Below are 17,444 nucleotides of genomic sequence, written 5' to 3' on the forward strand. Positions count from 1 at the left end.
AAAGGCCTAGCATGGCATCTCAGCACGGGGCGGGCCAAGGGATTGATTTTCCAAGGCAGCGGAACGGCACGGATCAGCGCCTCAAACGCCAGCTCTCGCTGCCGTAGCGTTTCTCCACAATCGACTCGATTTCAGCAGCTTCCGCCAAAAAGCCGGAGACCTCGACCCGATCCGCAAGTCGGGCGGCAAGTTTTTCCCCGAAAGCTCCGTCGACCGGGCATGCGAGCGACCCTTGGTGCAGCAGACCGTCGGCGGTCCGGCGCTGTCCGGCACCTGCAATTTTCCGGCCCTCGGGATCAGTCAGATCGTATTCCACGGGATGGACGAAGCATTCCCCGCCGCGAGCCGCTTCCCCGGCTGGAGACAACCGGACACCGACGCCCGATTCGGCGAGGGCTCCCGCCAGCGCCTCGTGGATGACCCGGTAGCTCTCCGCGCCTTTTGCCCCTGCCAAACCCTCGCGGCCCGGCAGCACGAGCGTGTAGGTCCAGTCCTGCCGGTGGTCGACGATGCCGCCGCCCGTCCAGCGCCGCACCCGCTTCAGGCCGGGCAAGGCCGCCGCGGCTTCGGCATCGGGCACGAAATACCCGTAGCTGCCCCAGTCCGGCTCCCACCGGTAGATCCGCAGTACCGGCCGCTCTGTCGTCCGCAGCAGCCACTCGTCGACGGCCATGTTCCGCCAGCCGTCGCGGCGGGCGTCGTCGGTCCACAGCTGCAGTTCCGGAATCACGGCCCCATCCAAGTCGTTCCGGCCGGTTTCGACAACCCACACCGTCATTGCTCTTGCGCGTTCGCCGTTCCCACGCAGGGTCGGGCTCATGCCATCCAAGCCGGACACCGCCCTGCTGATCGTCGGGCACGGTTCGACCGAGAACCCGGACTCCTCGACGCCCTATTTCGACCACGCCGATGAGATCCGCTCGCGCGGAGTTTTCTCGGAAGTCCACTGCTGCTTTTGGAAAGAGGAACCGTCGATGCGCGAGGCCCGCTACATGATCGACGCCGACGAGGTCTACGTCGTCCCGGACTTCATCAGCGAGGGCTACTTCACCCAGGAGATCATCCCCCGCGAACTCGGGCTCGACGGCCCGACCACCGAGCATCACGGAAAAACGTGGCACTACACGCTGCCGGTCGGAGTCCACTCGTCGATGACCGGCCTTCTCCTGCGCCGGGCGAAGGACGTCGCGCCCGACGTCGACCCGTCCGAGATCACCCTGTTCATTGTCGGCCACGGCACCGGCCTGAACCAGAACTCGACCAAGGCGATCAGGGACCAGGCCGAGGCGATCAAGGCTTCCGGTGCCGGCTACGCCGAGGTGCTCGACGCCTACATGGAAGAGCAGCCGTTCATCGCCGACTGGGACAAGTTGTCGAAGACCGACCACGTCGTGGTGGTGCCGTTCTTCATCGCCGACGGATTGCACAGCTATCAGGACATCCCGGTCCTTCTCGGCTTCGAAAAGGACGAAGGCGAAGCCGCGAGCCAACGCGAAGTGTTCCGCAACAACCCTTATCACCTGCGCGGCAAGACCCTCTACTATTCCTCCGCCATCGGCACCGAGCGCCACATGGCCGATGTCATCCTCGACCAGGTCGCCGACTTCGACAGCAAGCACCTCTCATGATTGCCGAACGACTTCAGCAAGCGCTCGACCGGGGCATCAACCGCATCGGCGAGCTGATCATCCTGCGCGACGTGGCGGACTCGGCATTCGCACTGTGCCACATCGATGACAAGGACCGGCTCGACGAACTCGAGATCCACCGCGGTGCCGGAGCGGCGCGCGACCTTTCGACTTGGGCCGAAGACGGCCACTACCGGTTCACCAAGGGCGAGCTCTCGCTCAAGAAAGGTTGGATGCTGTTGCTGACCGACCTCAACGAACTCCGGCAAGCACTCGACCTCTTCTACCCTGCCGCCCTCGGCGTGTGGATTGCACAAGAGGACGGAACGCTCGAGGTCCAGCACCTCCGCGACAAGCTCGGCCGCCAGACCGGGATGTACAAATTCGCCAAAGGCATCAGCGACGCCGGTGCCCAACGCCTCGTCCGTGAGGTCTGTGGTCCGGGCAACTGCTGCGTGAAGAAGATCCTGTGGCAACTCGACGCCGACACCCCGCTCGAGGACAGCGAAGCCAGCCGCTTCGATGGCACGCTCGGCGAGCCGGCCCGCTCGATTCCCCTGCTCTGCCGCGAGGCGTGCAACCACTTCGTCGCCGAGTGCCGCAAGGCATCGAAGGCAGAGTTCGAGGCGGCGGGTGCGGCGAAGGGATAAAAGCCACGGAACTCGCCTGAGGCACCCAACACCCCTCAGTCAGCCAACCTCCTCAGGAGCCCGCTTCCTCCTGCCCGGTTCGCGCAAACTCTTCCAGCGTTCCGTTCTCCTGCATCCTCAGCAGGTGCGGGCGCAGGCGCTCATAAAGCCGTTCCTCAAAACGTGGATCATATTGGGTTCCTCCCGGCGCGAAAAAGTTCTCCCGCCGATCTTGGAAAAGATACCGCCGAACCCACTCAACGTAATCGGGTCGCCGGCAGTAGTCTTCGATGTAACGGTCCCACCCTTCCCATTGGCCCGCGTCCGATCGGGAGTTGTCGATCACGTAGGTCAGAAACGCGGACTCGAAAATCGAAGTGAGAATATCGAATGCAATGTCCCGTCGCATTCGGGCCTGACTATCGAGGCAAGCTTTCGGCTCTCCGGTCTCAAGGGAAATCTCCGGATACTGCAGGCAAATCCGGAGGAACTCACGATACCTCTCGATCACGTAGCGATGATTGGTAATCCTCGCTAGTTGGAGCTGCTCACGCTGGTTTTCGAGCTGCTCCTTCTGCCGCCTGAGAAATATGATGACGCTTGGTATAATTGCGACAATAGAGGCAAGTGCTGCGAGCCCCTGCATCAGCTCGCTGAATTCGGAAATGTCCATATTCGTGCCTCAATTCTGGTGGGAGCTTTGAAACTCGAAAAGGATATACATCGCACGTCAGAGCAACCATCGAAGCGTCCGTGGACCTGTTCAGGCCCTTCCACCCAAGGGGCGGTTCGACGCAGATAACCCTCACGTGATCCGCACCTGATCCGCTTGAAGGATCGGCCGAATCCCATCGGATGATTCAAGCAGGAGTTCACCGTGATCCCCGATCCCGCGGACGACTCCGGATTCCGAACCCGCAGCGGTATCGAGAGTTACCGCGCGCCCGGTCAGAACACATCGCTCGCGCAGGCTGCCGAGCAACTCGCCGAAGTCCCGGCCAATCCTTGCTGACCATGCGGCGAGCGGAGGAAGAAGGATCTCCAGCACTTCTTCACGCGTCCGGTCGACCCGGTCCGCCAGCCACAGCGACGTGGCCGTGTTTGAGATGTCCTCGGGAAACTCCCGCGTGCCCACATTCAGCCCGATTCCGACGATTGCGCCTTCAGGCACCGCTTCAACGAGAATCCCCGCGACCTTCTTGTCGCCGATCCAGACATCGTTCGGCCACTTCACGCCGGCTTCGATTCCCAAACGTCCCAAACCTTCGGCCACCGCAAGACCAGCCGCCAAGGCCAGCCTCGGCCATAGCCCGCGAGGCTCGGAAGGACGCAGCATTACAGAAAAGGCAAGTCCCCCACCGGGTTCGGAGTGCCACACCGCACCGCGACGCCCCCGACCATGGGTTTGGCGATCCGCCACGACGACATGCCCGTGCTGATACGAACCGCGCTTGAGGTGCTCGTTGGTCGAGTCGACTTCCTCCAGCCACTCGATCGACCAGCCGTCGGGCAGCGCGATCATTCCTCCTCCAGAGGCACAAAATCGAGACCGAGATCGAGCGCGACCGCCGAGTGGGTGATCGCTCCGACCGAAACGAAATCGACTCCGGTCATCGCGATCGATCGCGCTGTCTCGAGCGTCACTCCACCACTCGCTTCGAGTCGCGGAGTCAGGCGGTCGCCGCGGAGCGCCACCGCTTCGGTCAGATCCATCAGACTCATGTTGTCGAGGAGGATGTGATCGACGCCTTCGAGTTCGAGAAATATCGCAACCTGTTCGAGCCGGTCGGCTTCGAGTTCAACCTCGACACCGGGATGCTCCTCTTTCAACCGGCGGATCGCCGCTTGCAGCGCCTCGGTGTCGTGCTGCGCGACGAGATGGTTGTCCTTCACCATCACTCGGTCGTAGAGACCCATTCGGTGATTCGTCCCTCCACCTGCAACCACCGCCGCTTTTTCGAGCAAACGCCAGCCGGGTGTGGTCTTGCGGGTGTCGAGAATCCTCGCCGAGGCATCGGCGATCTCGTCGACGTAGCGGCGGGTGGCCGTGGCGACTCCGGAGAGTCGTTGAAGGAAATTCAAGGCCGTCCGCTCGGCCGTGAGCACACCGCGGGCAGGACCGGTCAGCGAGATGACGTGCGCACCCTTTCCGACTTTCGCGCCTTCATTGACGAGAACCTGCACATCGATGTCCGGGCTCACCCGTCGGAAGACCTCCACCGCAACTTCGGTGCCTGCGAGCACCCCATCATCGCGCGCCACGACAAAGGCGCGCACCTTTGCATCCGCCGGAACGAAATACTCCGAAGTCAGATCCCCGGGGCCGATGTCCTCTTCCAGCGCGGCGTCGATCAGTTGCGATACAGCTTCATCCACAGCCGGAGGCTAGGCCACCCGACCAACCCGGGACAACAACAACCCACGGACCGAAACTCAGGCACCCGCCCATTCGCGGATCGCGGCCACCAAGCCGGGGATGTCGTGCTGCTCGGCTTCGAAGGCCGGTTCGACCCCGTGCTTGCGCAGCGTCTCGCTGGTGACGGGACCGATGCTGCCGGCAACACAGCCTTCCGGCCACGGAAGCCCCATCTTGAAGAAGTTTTCCACGGTCGAACTCGAGGTGAAGGTCACGAGGTCCGCGCCCTCGGTCTTGAAGCGGTCAACGGCACCCGTCGGGTCCTCCGTTTCCGGCACGGTCTTGTAGGCGGCACACTCGTCGACGATCGCCCCCATCGCGTTCAATCCATCGAAGATCACGTCGCGCGCTTCCTGCGCCCGCACCCACAGCATCGTGAGGTTCTCGATCGACTCGTCCTTGAACGCCTCGATCAAGCCCTCCGCCACGAAGCGCTTCGGGATGAGGTCCACACCGAAGCGGTATTCGCGCACCTTCTTCGCCGTCCCCTCGCCGATCACCGCAATCTTCGGATTTCCCAAACTGCGGGCATCCTCGTAGGCGGCGAAAAACGCGTTGAAGAATCGCTCGACTCCGTTCGGGCTGGAGAACACCAGCCAGTCGTACTCGTGGGCATGGGCTACCGACTCAACAAAGCCCTGCCGGTCGTCGGGAGTTTCGATCCGGATCGTCGGCAACTCGACGACATCCGCCCCGAGCCCGGACAACTCACGACTGAGACCGCCGGCCTGCGCCCGCGTGCGGGTCACGACAATGCGTTTGCCGAATAGCGGCCGGTTCTCGAACCAGTTGATCTTCTTCCGCTCGGTGACCACCCCACCGATCACCGCCACCGCCGGACTCTTGAAATCCTCGCGCTCGGCGATGTCGGCAATGTCCGCCAGTGTTCCCTCGATCGTCTTCTGCGAACCCGTCGTCGCCCAGCGGACCAGCGCGATCGGCGTCTCGGGCGCCGCTCCGCCATCGACCAATGCAGAGGCGATGTCGCGAAGCCGAGAAACGCCCATGAGGAAAACCTTGGTTCCCGGCGCACTGGCGATCTGCCCGTAATCGATCGAGCTTTCGCCCTTGGTCGGGTCCTCGTGGCCGGTGAAGATCGTCAGCTGCGAGCAGTGGTCGCGATGGGTTACCGGGATCCCCGCGTAGGCAGGCCCGCCGATCGACGAGCTGATTCCCGGCACGATCTCGAACGCCACTCCGGCCTCCGCCAGTTCCGCAGCCTCCTCGCCACCGCGACCGAAGATCATGGGGTCGCCGCCCTTCAGCCGGACGACCTTCTTGCCCTCACCGGTCTTTTCGACGATCAGCTTGTTGATCCCGTCCTGCGAAAGCGCGTGATCCTTGGCCCGCTTGCCGACGTAGATCTTCTCGGCCCCCGGCTTCATCCAACGCAGGATTTCCGGACTACTAAGCGCATCGTAGACGACCACGTCCGCCAGCTCCACGACCTCTTTCGCCCGAAGCGTGACGAGCCCGAGATCCCCCGGACCGGCGCCAACCAGATAACAGATGCCTTCGTTCTTCATGCCAGTGATTCGAAAAGTTCCTTTGCCACGGTGATCGGGTCCGAGCCGCCAACCCGTCCCGTTTTCGGCTCCCCTCCCTCGTCGGGGAACACGCGAGCCGCCATTGTCAGATTTTCGCCGTCGAGAATCGTGAATACCCCCACCGGCGTGTGGCACCCGGCGTCGAGCAAACGCAGGAATTCGCGCTCAGCGGTGACACGGACCAAAGTCGGACCGTCGACAATCGACGCGATCCGCTCGCGGGTGACATCGTCGCCACTCCGGATCTCGAAGCCGATCGCACCCTGCCCCGCCGCAGGAAAGAACTGTTCCTCATCAAGCGGAGCGAAGTGCAGCGACACGCCCTCCACCTCGCACACTCGGTCCATCGGGTGTCCCAGACGCACCAGACCGGCCTCGGCCAGCATGATCGCATCGAACTCCCCGGCCGCCACCTTGCGCAGGCGGGTCGGGACGTTACCTCGGATATCAACCACCTTCAGATCCGGCCTCAGCCACTCCAGCTGACGCGCGCGCCGCACGCTGCTGGTCCCGACCGTCGCGCCTTCCGGCAGAGCATCGATTCCACCCGGGACGGTCATCACGAGCACGTCGCGGATCGGCGCCCGCGGGAGTGTCCCGGCAATTTCGAAACCGGGCTCAAGAACCGTCGGAACGTCCTTCAGCGAGTGGACCGCGACATCAATCGATTTGTCCTCCAACGCGATCTCGAGCTCTTTGGTGAACACTCCTTTGTCGAGCACGCCTTCGACCTTCGCGACTTCGGAAAGCGCGACATCGGTCCTGCGGTCGCCGGTCGTCCGGATCACCTCGCGCACCAGCTCCAGTTCGGGAAAGGCGTCGCGCAGCGCCGCTTCGGTCGCGGTCGCCTGGACCAGCGCCAGATCGCTGCCGCGGGTTCCGATGATGATTCGTTGATTCGTCATGTTCCGGGAAGATTCAGCTTCACGAGTTCGTCGTCGATGATCCGCCGGCATTCCTCGATCTGGCGCTCGCGACGCCCCCGGGCTTCCGACGCCAGTTGCTCGAGCGTGTCGATGTCGTAGAGGTAGACCTCTTCGATCTCGGCGACCGCCGGATCGATGTCCCGCGGCACGGCGATGTCGATCAGAAACAGCGGGCGGAACTTCCTCACCCGCCGGACGGCCTCGATATGAAAAGGCATCACCACCGGGTGTGGCGCGCTGGTTGAGGAAATCACGACATCCACCCCGGCGAGTACCCCCTGCCACTCGTCGAAACTCACCGCACGCCCGCCCATCTCCTCGGCGAGCTGCTCGGCGCGCTCAAAGGAACGGTTCGTCACGAACACGCTGGAAGCCCCGCGCGAAACCAGAGCTTGGGCCGTCTGGCGGCTCATTTCGCCGGCCCCGATCACGATCACGCGGCAGCCCTTCAGCTTGCCGAAAATCTTCTCGGCCAGCTCGACGGCCGTGCCCGCCACCGAGGTCGCCCCTTCCTGGATCTTCGTCTCGGTGCGGATCTTCTTACCGACCCCGAAGGCCCGCTGGAACAGGCGGTTGAGCGTGCCCGATGTCGCACCGGCCCCGTGGGCGCAACGGTAGGCCTCCTTCACCTGCCCGAAGATCTCGGTTTCCCCGAGCACCATCGAGTCGAGCCCGCTCGCCACCTGGCATAGGTGCCGCGCGGCATCGATACGGCGTTTCTCGTACCAAAATTCGGCACCCCCGGTCTCGATCTTCTCGTGAAGCGAACGGATCGCATCGTCGGCCGAGGGAGCCGCGAGATAGAACTCGGTGCGGTTGCAGGTCGAGAGCACCACGCTCTCCTCGATCCCCGACAACTTCGCGAGTTCCATCGCCCGCTCGCCGAGCTTCGACGGAGGCACGGCGAACCGCTCCCGGACCTCGACCGGGGCGCTGCGGTGATTCAGACCGAGACAGACCAACTCCATCAGACCAAGGCAAAGACCGAAAGCGACGCGACGAACAGCACCACGCAGAGCACCGAAAATTTGCGGCCGGTCAGACCGCGGAACTGGGCGACGCCGACCAAAGCGGCATAGGCCACCCACACGGCCACGGCCGCCACCAGATGCGCACCACCACCATCGCGCTCCATCAGGAATCCCGCCGCCACCCCGATGGTGAGCATTCCCCACCCGAGCCAGAGCAGGCGGCGGCCGGAGACGAGCAACTCCCGCACCGGCGGCAGATTCCGGAACAACCCCGAAGCGAGATGGTGGTCCTTGAGCTGCCGGTCGAGGACCAGAAACATGACGGAGGAAACGGCAGCCAGAGCGAGGGCTCCGTAACCGAGCACCGACATCGCGGAGTGGGTCTCGCGCCAGGCATCGGTGGTGGCGACTTTCGTCGGATCGGGATCGAGCACGCCGGGAATCAGGGCCACCCCTTGGAAGAGCACAATCACCGGCGCCGAGAAGACTCCGAGCAAAGACAGCCGGTAGGTCGGTCCGACGAGCAGGTAAATCAGCGTGAGCGACCACGCGAGAAATACGAGAATCTCCCCGATCCCCACCAGCGGACACGCGCCGCGGGCCTGACCGCGGATTGAGAGGAAGCCGAGCTGCGCCACGAATACCGCGATCATCCAGAACACGGTCGCCTTGCTCCGCCGCCCGTGGTGCAGCGAGCGCATGCCCAGCGCGCCGCCAACGGCGGCAAGCAGGGTGGCGGCGATCAGAAAAGCAAGATCCACGCCCCTTCCCATGACCCCCGAAGCCGCTTCGCGCAAGTCCCGGAAACTTCAGGGGAATCGACATTCCTGTCGATGGTCCTTTCGCGGTCGCGACTCGACAGAAATGTCGGTCGCCCTGAAAGCCCGATTCAGCCGAAATCCCCGAAGTCGTCGCCTTCCTCCTCCCGCAGGTAGGCCGAGATCTCGCCTTCCCCCTGATACATCAGCAGCACGGCGCCGTCGGAAGCCACCTCGTCGAAGAGCTGGCGCATGAATTCCTCCTCGTCCGGCCACGGATAGACAAAGAACAAATCCACCTCAGCCGGATCGATTCCCTCATAAGTCGGCGCATCAAGCGATCCACCCCGCGACTGCCCCCCACTCGGCACCACCAGATCCTTGCCGCCGATTCCCTGCACCGACTCGTATCCCTCCGGCAAATAGCTCTCGTTGAGGATCTCGACATCGAGTCCGACATCCCGATGCAGCGCCTTGGCGCGCTCGAAGAGCTCGGTTTCCAGCTCGATTCCGCTGGCGCGAAACCCGAGCAAGGCCGCCATTCCGGTCGCAATCCCGAATCCGCATCCGAGTTCGCAGAAACGCATGCCGCGCAACTGGCGGCTCTTGACCAGATAATCCATCGCGCGGAACACAACGGTCGGATCGCTCGGCACGTAGCGATAGTAGCGCGGCCCGAGACCTTCGGCGTAAAATGCCTCGCACCGCCGCTCGGCGACGTCGAGCAGGTCGGCGACGTCATCGGGAAGGTCGACGGGATCGTGTTGCAGCGGGATTTCCTGAAGCACGGCGGAGAATGGTCCGGGAGAACCGGAGCCAAGCGGATTCGCCGATCCGGTGCCAGCCCGGGATGGCGGGAATTTCAGATCCGTCGCTAGACTAGGGGCCCTCCCCGGCGTATCCCACCCGCACATGATTCAGTGGTTCGCGCGCAACGACATTGCGGCCAACTTTCTCATGATCGGCATCTTGCTGATCGGAGGTTGGTCGTACTTCAAGCGCGTGCCCCTCGAGGTTCAGCCGGGTCTGCAGTTCAACGAGATCCGGATCGATGTCGAATATCGCGGCGGCAGCCCGGAAGACGTCGAGCGCAGCGTGGTCATCCCGGTCGAACTCGCGCTCGAAGGGTTGGCCGGCGTGAAGTCGATCGAGTCGGAAGCCCGCGCCGGAAGCGGCGAGATCGAGGTCAACACCAAGGACGGCGTCGATCCGAAGGACCTGCTCGAGGAAGTCCGCCAGCGCGTTGACCAGATCACCAGCTTCCCCGCCGAGACGGAGCCGCCCCGGGTCTGGATTCCCGACACCGCGCGCTGGTTCGATGTCATCAAGATCGCCGTCACCGGCGAGATGGCCGAGGCCGACCTCGTCAAGGCGGCGCGACGGATCCGCGACGACCTGCTCGAAATGCCCGGGATTTCCCAAGCTGCGATCCAGGGGGAGACCCGGCAGGAGATCGCCATCGAGGCCGACCTCGAGCGCCTGCGCGACTACGACCTCGGATTCTCCGATCTCGCCGACGCGGTGCGCGGTTCTTCGGTCGACATGCCGGCCGGGGCCATTCAGACCGACGAGGGCCGCCTGGTCATCCGCTCGAAAGGCCAGGCTTATGATCAGGATGAGTTCGGCAGGATCGTGATCCGCAACCGCGAGGGCGCGGATGTCATGCTCAAGGAGGTCGCCCGCGTCTCGGACGGCTACGAGGAAAACCGCAAGATCCTCCGCTTCAACGGCGAGCCCGCCCTGCTGATCGAGGCGCTCCGACTCAACGAGGAGAACGCCCTCGATATCGCCGACAAGGTGAAGCACTACGTCGCGACCCAACGCGAACGCTTTCCTCTCGGCATCAACCTCTTCGTCTGGGACGACAGCTCGGTCGAACTCCGGGGCCGGCTCGGCACGCTGGTGGTGAGCATGCTGCAGGGCGGATTCCTCGTCATCCTGGTCCTCGGCCTGTTCCTGCGCCCGTCGGTCGCATTCTGGGTGCTGCTCGGCATCCCGATCGCGTTTGCCGGCGGTCTCGCCACCCTGCCCTTCTTCGACATGACCCTGAACTCGATGAGCATCTTCGGGTTCATCATCGTGATCGGACTGGTGGTCGACGACGCCATCGTCACCGCTGAAAACGTCTTCACGAAGTTGAGGGACGGCGTGCCACCGGTCCAAGCCGCGGTCGAGGGAGCAAAGGAAGTCGCGGTGCCGGTCACCTTCGGCGCGCTCACCACCATCGTCGCGTTCCTGCCCCTCTTCTTCCTCTTCGACGGTTTCTACGCCAACCTCACCCGCCAGATCCCGCCGGTCGTGGCGGCGGTGCTCGTCTTCTCCCTCATCGAGACCAAGCTAGCCCTCCCCTGCCACCTCAAGCACCTCAAGGTGGGCAGGACCAAGATGAACGCGATCGCGAGGTTCCAAAAGACCGTGGCCGACGGACTCGAAAGATTCATCGAGCGGATCTACCGCCCTTCGCTCGAGCTGGCGACGCGCAACCGCTACACCACGCTGGCCGTCTTCGGAGCTCTGGCACTGACCTGTTTCGGCGTGGTCAAGAGCGGCCGTCTCGGCTTCGTCAACATGCCTTCGATCGACCGCAACCGGATCGTGGCGATGATCCGGATGCCCCGGGACACTCCACTCGAGGTCACCCACCAACGGGTGCTCCAGGTCGAGTCGAAGATCGAGCAACTGAAGAAGGAATTCGTCGATCCGGGCACGGGCGAGAGCCTGATCGAGGACACCCTGACCGCCACCGGCGGCTGGAGCGGCCGACCCGGGGTGAACGCGAGGGAGGGCTTCGTCACGATTTCGATCGTCGATCCGGGCCTGCGCTCCGAGCCGGGTGCGAAAAACAGCGAGATCGCCAAGCGGTGGACGGAACTGGTCGGCGAGATGCCGGACGTGCAGTCGTTTTCGATCTTTGGCGACCGCGGCGGCGGATTCCGGGGCGGCGGCGACGACCTCGAATCGATCGAGGTCGAGCTCCGCGGCCCCGAGTCCTCCCTCAAGCAGGACCTCGCCGAGAAAATCGTCGACGAACTCAAGAGCTACGAAGGGATCGCCACCGCCTGGAGCAACACCGGCCGGTCGGGCCGTGAGATCCACCTCACGCTGACGCCCGAGGGCGAGGAACTCGGACTCAACCAGCGCGAGCTCGGACGGCAGGTCCGCAGCGCGTTCTTCGGTGAACAGGCGCAGCGCGTGCAGCGCGGTCGCGACGACATCCGCGTGATGGTCCGGCTGCCACTCGAAGAACGACAGTCGCTGCACACTCTGGAAGAGCTGAGGATCCGCACCCGCGACGGCGGCAATGCTCCTCTGCATACCGTGGCGGATGTCTCCCTCGAACCGGCACGCGCCGACATCAACCGGATCGATGGCGCCCAGGTCTCTTCAATCTCAGCGCGGCCGGATGACGAGACTGTGGATGTGATCCGGATTTCCCGGGACATCTCCCCCCGGATCGATGCTTTGCTCAACGAGCACCCCGAATACTCGTGGCGCTTCGACGGCTACGTCCGCGAGCATGAAGAAACCGGGCATAGCTTGTTGATTGCCTTCATCGGACTCGCACTGGTTCTTTACGCGCTCCTCGCCATACCATTCCGATCCCTCGCCCAGCCCTTTGTCGTTCTTTTGGCGGTTCCCTTCGGAGTGATCGGCGCCTTCGCCGGTCACCTGATTCTCGACATCGTGCCGTCGTTCCTTTCGATCTTCGGCATGCTGGCTCTGGCCGGCGTGGTGGTGAACGACTCGCTGGTGATGGTCGATTTCGCCAACCGGCGAAGGCGTGAGGGCGATGCGACCATGAGCGCGGTGGTCGATGCCGGAACGCGTCGCTTCCGACCGATCCTGCTGACCTCGCTGACCACCTTCGTCGGACTGCTTCCGCTGATGCTCGACCGCTCGCTGCAGGCACAGTTTTTGGTACCGATGGCCGTCTCGCTCGGATTCGGGATCCTTTTTGCAACTTTCATCACCCTCTACCTCATTCCTTCGGCCTACCTCGTAATGGAAGACTTCCTGCGGGGTCTGAGAGCCGCGAGATCTTGGTATGTGGCGCCTTTCCGCAAGGAGGAGGCCGAGACCGGGCAGGACGCAATTATTCAGGAAAGCTGAAACATTTCACTGGCACGAAGGGGGGCGATTCAGTAAAAAATCTCCGGCTGTCCCGCCAACCTTTGCACAGGAATGCCTCCTGCAACCGAGCACACCCACCACATCCGCGTCCGCAACACCCAACTTGAGATGGACCCCAACCGCTCCGCTTCCGGCGGAGACGACGTCGACGGCCGACTCAAAGTGGCACAGTCCCAGCTCGAGCAACTCCAGGCCCAACGTGAGGAACTGGAACGTCTCAAGCAGGAGACCGAAGCGCTGAATTCCCGCCGCCGCGATCTGATCGCCTCACAGGTCGAAATGACCGAACGCCTCTCCTCGTCGGTGACCCTGATCGATCGCGAGATCTTCGAGATGCGTCAGGAAATCGACGACCTCGAGCAGTGCCGGTCATGCTTCTCCGGTCACCTGACGAAGATCGAGAAGCTCAATCCGGAGAGCTGGTCCCGTGACCAGCTTGCGACCCAACTCGATCGCGCGCTGGCAATCGTCGAGCACGCCGAAGACGAGTATGGCCAAGCGGCCGACCACTTCTCGCGCACCCGCAGCGCCGGGATTTTCTCGGGCGTCCGCCGTGCCAAGGCTCCGCGTGGCGAGTTCAGCCAGCAGTTCATCCGCGGCCTCGCCTTCAATCTCCCGATCATCAGCCTCGGCGCGATGGCGCTGATCGTCTATCTGATCAAGTAACCGTGCCCGCCAAGGCCAAATCCCGCTCCCGCCGAGACGAAGCGGTCGACGAAATCGAACTCGCCCGCCGCGAGCTCGAGGAGAAGATCGCCGCGCTCGAGCAACTGCCCGCGCAGTTGGAGATGGAGATGATCGAGTCGGAAACGACGATGCCGCCGCCCGACGACATCGTCGACCGGCAGCGCCAGCGCGACTTCGAGGAAAAGGCCGCCCGCGGCCAGATCCGCAACGAGCGCCGGACTCAAGGCCGCAGCCTTCTGCTGATGTTCCTGCTGCTCGCCGCCACCGCCGCGATGATCTCGTGGATCGTCACGCTGTCCGGGCAGTAGAGCACCCTTGAACCCCGCCATTGTGGTTCGTAGTTCCCCGTTTACGGGGTCACACCGGCCCGGAAACCGCCTGAGGGCGGAACTACAAGCCCCCTTGTTCTCGTGCCACTCCTTCGCAACCAAGCAAGCCCGCCACTGTGGTTCGTAGTTCCCCGTTTACGGGGTCACGCCGGTCCGGAAACCGCCTGAAGGCGGAACTACAAACCCTTGTCTAGCGCCACCTCAGACACCTTCCAGCAATCCGAATCTTCCCGACGTTTCTCTCCTTGCTTCGGAAGCCGGAGCCCGGAAGATGGCGGGAGCAAATTTCCCACCCATGAAGTCCGCCGCACTGCTCCTCGCCCTCGTTCTGCCCGCCCCGGCGATCGACCTCGCCCGGTACATCGACGTACTCAGCACCCGCTCGGTCCACACCTCCGGGATGGACTTCAACGAGCTGACCCGGGGCGATGCGGACTTCAGCCAGTCCAGCCTGTTCGCCCTGCTCGGCAAGGTAGGCGACTCGGAACTCACCTGGGTTCCCGCCCTCAACTACGACTACTCCACCCTCGACCTCAACGCCTACCCCTTCGGCGCCAACCCGGCCGCCCCGCGCTTCGACCGCGGACTGCACCGGATCTCGATGCCGAATTTCCTCATCTACAGCCCGTCCGGCTCCCGCTGGTTCCACGGTGCTTACATCGCTCCCGGTCTTTACTCGGAGCTTGATGACGTCAACTCACGCGACTTCTTCCTCTCCGCCGCGATCGGCACCGGCTATCAGGTCAGCGACTGCCTCACCGTCGGTTTCGGCGTCTACGCCGCGGACATCACCAACGACCCCTTCGTGGTTCCCGCACCGGTCTTCTTCTGGACTCCGAACGAGGAATGGCTCGTCGCCTATTACGGTCCGCGTTTCGTTGCCCGACGCGACATCGGCGACAACCACCAGCTCGGATTCGAAGCGGCATGGAATGGCGGCTCGTGGAGTGTCGATGCTTTCCGCGACGACGCCCGGCTCGACGTGAGCTCGGTCCGCACCGGTCTCTACTACAAATACCGAGTTGCCGGCCAGGTATGGCTCGAGCTCGGAGCCGGCTACACCTTTGCCAACGAGGTCAAGATCCACTCTCCGGGAGGACGCGACCTTTTCCCGGCAGCCTACGGCGAGGCAGACTCCGCCCCGTACGTCTCGTTCGGTATCAGCGTCAACCGCTGGTAAGACCTCAGGCCTCCACCGGGGTCTCGGCCTCGGCGAGCCGCTTGCGCAGCTCGTCCCACTGCTCCTGGCTCACGATGAAGCCGACGCACTTCTCGCTGCCACATCGGCACGGGTGGTCTTCGTAGCAATCGATATCGAAGCCGTAGTCGAAGCCAAGCTCCTCGCCCTTCGCGATATCGCGAAGCGAGTGAATGAAAATCCGTTTGCCCTCCACCCACGCCTCGCAGTTCGGGTCGCAGGAGTGGTTGATCAACCTCGCGGTATTCCACGGCACGTTGCCATCGATGTCCCAGCGCTTGTCGAGCGTGAAGATGTAGACCGCGGCATCCCCGGTTTCCTCCGCCTTGGCGTGCTGGGCCCAAGCACGGCGTTCGCTCTCCTCCTTGTCGATCAACTCGCCGATGTACTCGATGACCTTCGTCCCGGCCGGAATATCCTCGGTAGCATAAACGCCCCGACCGTGGATCGATGATCCCCGGACCTCGCAGAGATCGCTCTGCCCGCGTTCCCACAGCTTGGTCATCTTGCGGCGCAGCCGTGCCTCCTCCTTCAGCTTCTTGGTCTTCTTGCCCATGGCGGTGGAATGAGAATGAAGTTATTCGGCAGCCTCGCGCCTCACTTCGGGGAGCTCCATGTTCGCCGGCAGCGCCGGGAACAGCGAACGAAGATCGGCGACCGTCACGTCCGAACCGTTGATGAAGGTCCATTCCTGCCGGCCCTTCTCGGAAATGGCGATCTGGAATCCGTGGAGATTGATCACGTGGCCCTTCGGGTCGTCGCCCTGCATGATCCGGATCTGCATGACGGTCGGAACCAGCATCATCCACTTGGTGAAGACCGGCTCCCCGGCATTTGCTCCACCGGCGTCCTTGCCGGGCCAGACCTCGTAAACCCGCGGAGCGCCCTGGGTCTTGAACGAGATGATGTTCACGCCGTTGCGGGCCATCATGCCGCCGATGCCTTCGAGTTCCTCCTCGAGCTTCTCGATCCCTCCGCGACGCTTCGCCATCCGCTCCTTCCACTGCGGATACATCTTTTCGATCGCCACCTTGTGGTTGCCGAGAACGACCTGCTTGCCGAGTGCCTCGACCGATTCGACCGCCGAGGTGACGACCTCACGGGGAGCCACCGCCTGTGCGGCGAGCGGCTGGGCCAAGCCGATGGCAACCGCCACCGACATCCATTGCACGAGCTTCATGCAGGATGGATGACCCCGCTGGCAGCGACAGTCAAGTACGGCCACCGGTTGCGACACGCGACGTCACGTTCGATACAATCGGCCGCCTTCTTGCAAATCCGCTTTGCTTCCGACGCGCGACTCTGCAAGTCTGCCTGTCTCATGTCGAAGCAGGCTCTTGGAAAAGGACTCGGCGCACTCATCCGCAAGCAAGGCGGCGCCCCTTCTCAACCGAGCACCGGGGATGCCGATGCTGCGGCCGGCAGGGCGCGCGAGGTTCCGATCGACCAGGTGGTGTCGAGCCCGCTCCAGCCACGTACGCACTTCATCGAGAGCCCGCTCGACGAACTGGTCGAGTCGATCCGGCAACACGGCATCATCCAGCCGCTGATCGTCCGTCGGGTCGAAGACAAGCTCGAACTCATCGCCGGCGAACGACGCTGGCGGGCTTCGCAGAAGCTCGGACTCGCGACCGTTCCGGTCATCGAGCGCGAGGCTTCCGACCGCGACGTCCTCGAAATGGCCCTCATCGAGAACCTCCAGCGGGAGGATCTCAACCCGATCGAAGAAGCCGCAGGCTACGTCCGCCTCGCCAAGGAGTTCGCGATGAAGCAGGACGAGATCGCCGGCCGCGTCGGCAAGTCGCGGGCCAGCGTCGCCAACGCGATGCGCCTGCTCGAACTTCACAACGACGTCCAGGTCCTCGTCGCCCGCGGGCAACTCAGCGTCGGCCACGCCAAGGCCATCCTTTCGATCAAGGACAAGGATTCCCAGCTGCTCGCCAGCGACCAGATCCTCAAAAGGGGACTCACCGTCCGGGCCGCCGAGAAACTGGCCCACGATTTCGGCGCTCCCGGCCGGGAAAAGAAGGGCGCCCCACCGAAGCCCGAGGTCGATGCCCACATCCGGGCCATCCAGAGCAAGCTGCGCGACCATTTCGCCACCCACGTGCAGGTCCAGCACGGAGCCAAGAAGGGCAAGATCGAGCTCGAGTACTACGGCGACGACGATCTCCAGCGCTTGCTGGATCTCCTTGGCATCGGCGAGATCTGAGGCACCCTGCGC

18 protein-coding genes are annotated in these 17,444 nt (G+C 63.5%); 7 read left to right on the forward strand and 11 right to left on the reverse strand.

The features are described from left to right. Positions 1-73 precede the first annotated feature (73 nt). Complete coding sequence (locus HAHE_RS00710; protein ID WP_338687651.1) at positions 74-778, reverse strand: lipoyl protein ligase domain-containing protein; 705 nt, start codon at positions 776-778, stop codon at positions 74-76. Between the two features lie 40 nt (positions 779-818). Here HAHE_RS00710 and HAHE_RS00715 point away from each other — a divergent pair, with 40 nt between their 5' ends. Further along, positions 819-1,628, forward strand: a complete 810-nt coding sequence (locus tag HAHE_RS00715) for a CbiX/SirB N-terminal domain-containing protein (protein ID WP_338687653.1) — start codon at positions 819-821, stop codon at positions 1,626-1,628. Beyond that, positions 1,625-2,278, forward strand: coding sequence for a DR2241 family protein (locus HAHE_RS00720; protein WP_338687654.1), 654 nt, complete (start codon positions 1,625-1,627; stop codon positions 2,276-2,278). Before HAHE_RS00715 ends, HAHE_RS00720 begins: the two co-directional genes overlap by 4 nt. A 52-nt stretch (positions 2,279-2,330) precedes the next feature. Here the strand turns inward: HAHE_RS00720 and HAHE_RS00725 are convergent, their stop codons facing one another. The 8 genes from HAHE_RS00725 to HAHE_RS00760 all read right to left on the reverse strand — a co-directional run bounded on the left by HAHE_RS00725 (position 2,331) and on the right by HAHE_RS00760 (position 9,663). Continuing rightward, positions 2,331-2,930: a hypothetical protein gene (locus tag HAHE_RS00725; RefSeq protein ID WP_338687655.1), complete on the reverse strand. Its 600-nt coding sequence runs from the start codon at positions 2,928-2,930 to the stop codon at positions 2,331-2,333. 132 nt (positions 2,931-3,062) lie between these two features. Beyond that, on the reverse strand, positions 3,063-3,779 hold the full coding sequence (locus tag HAHE_RS00730) for a biotin--[acetyl-CoA-carboxylase] ligase (protein ID WP_338687657.1): 717 nt from the start codon (positions 3,777-3,779) through the stop codon (positions 3,063-3,065). After that, complete coding sequence (gene nadC, locus HAHE_RS00735; protein WP_338687659.1) at positions 3,776-4,633, reverse strand: carboxylating nicotinate-nucleotide diphosphorylase; 858 nt, start codon at positions 4,631-4,633, stop codon at positions 3,776-3,778. The genes HAHE_RS00730 and nadC overlap by 4 nt, the downstream gene beginning before the upstream one ends. Before the next feature lie 57 nt (positions 4,634-4,690). Next, entirely contained in the window at positions 4,691-6,199 is a 1,509-nt protein-coding gene (gene cobA, locus HAHE_RS00740) for a uroporphyrinogen-III C-methyltransferase (RefSeq protein WP_338687661.1), read from the reverse strand. Next, positions 6,196-7,125, reverse strand: coding sequence for a hydroxymethylbilane synthase (gene hemC / locus HAHE_RS00745; RefSeq protein WP_338687663.1), 930 nt, complete (start codon positions 7,123-7,125; stop codon positions 6,196-6,198). The genes cobA and hemC overlap by 4 nt, the downstream gene beginning before the upstream one ends. After that, entirely contained in the window at positions 7,122-8,114 is a 993-nt protein-coding gene (gene hemA / locus HAHE_RS00750; protein WP_338687665.1) for a glutamyl-tRNA reductase, read from the reverse strand. Before hemA ends, hemC begins: the two co-directional genes overlap by 4 nt. Beyond that, positions 8,114-8,878 (reverse strand): cytochrome c biogenesis protein CcsA, encoded by a 765-nt coding sequence (gene ccsA / locus HAHE_RS00755; RefSeq protein ID WP_338687666.1) that lies wholly within the window; start codon positions 8,876-8,878, stop codon positions 8,114-8,116. Before ccsA ends, hemA begins: the two co-directional genes overlap by 1 nt. 128 nt (positions 8,879-9,006) lie before the next feature. Next, positions 9,007-9,663, reverse strand: coding sequence for a hypothetical protein (locus tag HAHE_RS00760; RefSeq protein ID WP_338687668.1), 657 nt, complete (start codon positions 9,661-9,663; stop codon positions 9,007-9,009). 124 nt (positions 9,664-9,787) lie between these two features. Here HAHE_RS00760 and HAHE_RS00765 point away from each other — a divergent pair, with 124 nt between their 5' ends. From HAHE_RS00765 to HAHE_RS00780, 4 genes are all read left to right on the forward strand, one after another. Then, on the forward strand, positions 9,788-12,985 hold the full coding sequence (locus HAHE_RS00765; RefSeq protein WP_338687670.1) for an efflux RND transporter permease subunit: 3,198 nt from the start codon (positions 9,788-9,790) through the stop codon (positions 12,983-12,985). A 72-nt stretch (positions 12,986-13,057) separates the two neighbouring features. Beyond that, the gene (locus HAHE_RS00770) at positions 13,058-13,672 is read left to right on the forward strand and encodes a hypothetical protein (RefSeq protein WP_338687672.1); all 615 of its coding nucleotides are present in this window, start codon (positions 13,058-13,060) and stop codon (positions 13,670-13,672) included. A gap of 2 nt (positions 13,673-13,674) precedes the next feature. Continuing rightward, entirely contained in the window at positions 13,675-14,001 is a 327-nt protein-coding gene (locus HAHE_RS00775) for a hypothetical protein (RefSeq protein ID WP_338687674.1), read from the forward strand. A gap of 316 nt (positions 14,002-14,317) precedes the next feature. Continuing rightward, the gene (locus tag HAHE_RS00780) at positions 14,318-15,202 is read left to right on the forward strand and encodes a DUF6268 family outer membrane beta-barrel protein (protein ID WP_338687675.1); all 885 of its coding nucleotides are present in this window, start codon (positions 14,318-14,320) and stop codon (positions 15,200-15,202) included. Between the two features lie 4 nt (positions 15,203-15,206). On the opposite strand, the gene HAHE_RS00785 is transcribed toward HAHE_RS00780, so the two are convergent. Next, on the reverse strand, positions 15,207-15,776 hold the full coding sequence (locus HAHE_RS00785) for an SET domain-containing protein (RefSeq protein WP_338687677.1): 570 nt from the start codon (positions 15,774-15,776) through the stop codon (positions 15,207-15,209). A 21-nt stretch (positions 15,777-15,797) separates the two neighbouring features. After that, positions 15,798-16,400, reverse strand: a complete 603-nt coding sequence (locus tag HAHE_RS00790; protein ID WP_338687679.1) for a hypothetical protein — start codon at positions 16,398-16,400, stop codon at positions 15,798-15,800. A 141-nt stretch (positions 16,401-16,541) separates the two neighbouring features. Between HAHE_RS00790 and HAHE_RS00795 the strand changes: the two genes are divergently transcribed. Further along, entirely contained in the window at positions 16,542-17,432 is an 891-nt protein-coding gene (locus HAHE_RS00795; protein ID WP_338687681.1) for a ParB/RepB/Spo0J family partition protein, read from the forward strand. The last annotated feature ends 12 nt before the right edge of the window (positions 17,433-17,444 follow it).

This window comes from Haloferula helveola, assembly GCF_037076345.1.
GTDB lineage: Bacteria > Verrucomicrobiota > Verrucomicrobiia > Verrucomicrobiales > Akkermansiaceae > Haloferula > Haloferula helveola.